This is a genomic window from Butyrivibrio sp. NC3005 (genome assembly GCF_000424545.1).
Lineage (GTDB): Bacteria > Bacillota > Clostridia > Lachnospirales > Lachnospiraceae > Butyrivibrio.
This window is the reverse complement of the sequence record NZ_AUKC01000084.1, coordinates 1-2,682: the sequence shown is the minus strand read 5'-3', so window position 1 is coordinate 2,682 and position 2,682 is coordinate 1. Positions and strand designations below refer to the sequence as shown.

Genomic DNA, 2,682 nt, shown 5'->3' with positions numbered 1-2,682 from the left:
TTTATAAACAGTTCTGCTCATGAAATATTACAAGCCAGTAAAACTAATCTACTAAGTATCCAGAACAATAAATTATAGGTTTTTGATTTATGTAGTCCGTTTTGATGCTTGTATTACTTTTTCTGAAGAGTAACCTCCAGTTCATGCTCTTCGTAGCCACTTGCACCTTTTCTAAGGACTTTAACCTTGACTTTTTCTCCTGCTCCAAAGAATGAAAGGTTGTTAATCAAATCATCTCTTGAATTAATCTCTGTGTCGTTGAGCTTTGTAATAATATCTCCTGCCTTGATTCCAGCTTTTTCTGCTGCTGAATTTTTAGCCACTGATGCTACATAAGCTCCATCTACCCCAGTAGGAGTATATACTGTTACACCAAGGTATCCCTTCTTGTCCTTGTCAACTTTATACTTAGTCTCTTCATTCATAAGTTCATCGATAATAGGTTTTGCTATAGAAATTGGAATAGCAAATCCCATTCCTTCTACATCCTGAGCTGCATACTTTGCGGAGTTTATTCCAATAAGCTCGCCTTTGGAATTAAGAAGCGCTCCTCCAGAGTTACCCGGGTTAATAGCAGCATCAGTCTGAAGGAATGTTCCTTCACTGCCTTTTCCATTTGCAACCGCTCTATTTAATGCACTTATAACACCTACAGTTACTGACTGTCCATATCCAAGTGCATTACCAATGGCAATTGCCGGCTCACCTAACTGAAGATTATCAGAGTTACCAAGTGTAGCAATTGCAATCTGACTCATAGTATCATCAGACAGAGACTGAAGTTTAACTGCAATTACTGCCAAATCCATATCGGCATTTGTACCTTTGATATTGGCTCCCGCCTTAGAACCATCAATAAACTGAACTTTAAGTTCGTCTGCACCTTCAACAACATGGTTGTTAGTTACAACCAAAAGTTCAGTATCATTTTTTCCTATAATAATACCTGAACCATTAGCTGTAACTTCCTGCTCTCCAATTTTGCCCCAATAAGAATTAACACTCTGAGTGAAATTGTTATCAATTGCCACAATAGCTGGCATATTCTGTTTAACAACCTGTGTAACGTCTGTTACAACAGTCTTGTCGCCATTTTCTGATTTCTTACTACTATTACTATCAGCGGCAATGGAAGACTCAGTTGTTGCAACTTTTCTAGTGTCTTTTTTATTTTTGACAAAAAAATCTGTATGACGTACAGCGTAATATCCACCAGCTGCAAGTCCGCATAAAACTGCGCATACTAGAACAAATGCAAGAAGTCTTTTAAATACACCCTTTTTAGGCTTTTGTGGTTGAGCTCCATTACTATTTGCTATGTTTGCTCCATATGCACCATTGGCATTGTACTGATAATTACCGTATCTTTGCTGACTTCCTCCTGCTGCATAGTTTGAATAATTACCTGTATTTGCTGTATTCTGGGAATAACCTTTATTGCTGGTATTTACTGTATTCTGAGAATACCTCGTATTACTTGTATTTCCTATATTTTGAGAATTACCTGTATTTACTGAATTCTGAAAGACACCTGTATTACTTGTATTTGCGGCGCTTTGTGAATAACCTGTATTATGGTATCCTTGTGCGTTTCCGTAATACTGATAACTTCCTGTGCTTTGGGAATTTTGATTTCTTCCAGACAAAGATGCTGTATCTGACATTTTAGTAGTCTGATAGCTTCCTGACTGATAAGTATCCTGAGAAGTTTTATTCTCTGATGTTGTGGTAGATACATTCGATGTTTCAGTACTTTGAACTTCAACTTTTTCGTTCTCGTTTCCGCCTGCACTAGAACTTAATGAGTTCTCCTTTTCAAATATTTCATCTTTTTCCATATCCTTTTCTCCATTCATGAAAATTCTGACTTTTTTCTTATTTTACTATAATAAACTCCATTTGTGACCATTTTGTGTAATAAAGTAAATTTTAGCTTAACGTAGGCGAAAACCCACAGGCGAGCCTGTGGGTTTTCGCCTTTTTCTTTTTGACATATATAGAAAAAATATATAATCTATGTGATGTCTACATATCACCATGATACATTTAGGCACTTCTTCATATTTTATCGGAGATACACAGCATTATTTGAATTTCTATATAAAACAACTTATTATTCCTCGATTATCTGAATTTCCATATAATCAAAGCCAACAATTTCTATAAAACTATCTTTGGTAAATCTGCATTTTGAATGAATTTGAAAGTCATAAACATTGTTTTTTAGCCATATTGGTTTTGGTAAATCAAATTCATAGCAGGCTTTTTCCAATGAATTCATTACTTTGTGAGTCCTGCTATCTTCAGAACCATCTTCAATTACTACATCTTTTAACATATGACCATTTTCAAATAGTCGTACCCATAAACGAAACATATTTTCTCCATCTGACTAAAAATTGATATTGCTTATTAAGACAACTGCCATCTGCTTACTATTATATAATAAGTCATAGGCACTCATAAGCTGTAAAAAAAGGAACTAATGAGTTGAGGTATTCCTCAAAGTTGCATCAGTTCCTTTCATTCTAATTAACTAACATTTAGCTAATATAACTCTTCTGAGTAGACAACTGTTTTACTGCAAAGACCATTTACACAGTCCAAAGTGAAGCCTCACACGACTAAAGTCGCGTGCTTCCTATTGCCACAATCTACGTTGTGGTTGCCTTTTAGGGCATC

General features: G+C 35.5%; 2 protein-coding genes. Both read right to left on the bottom strand.

Features of this window, described 5'->3' with window-relative positions; genetic code table 11:
* Positions 1 to 113: 113 nt before the first annotated feature.
* Positions 114 to 1,838: a S1C family serine protease gene (locus G634_RS19515; RefSeq protein WP_196805387.1), complete on the bottom strand. Its 1,725-nt coding sequence runs from the start codon at positions 1,836 to 1,838 to the stop codon at positions 114 to 116.
* Positions 1,839 to 2,113: 275 nt separating this feature from the next.
* On the bottom strand, positions 2,114 to 2,377 hold the full coding sequence (locus tag G634_RS0114750) for a hypothetical protein (RefSeq protein WP_026505906.1): 264 nt from the start codon (positions 2,375 to 2,377) through the stop codon (positions 2,114 to 2,116).
* Positions 2,378 to 2,682 lie beyond the last annotated feature (305 nt).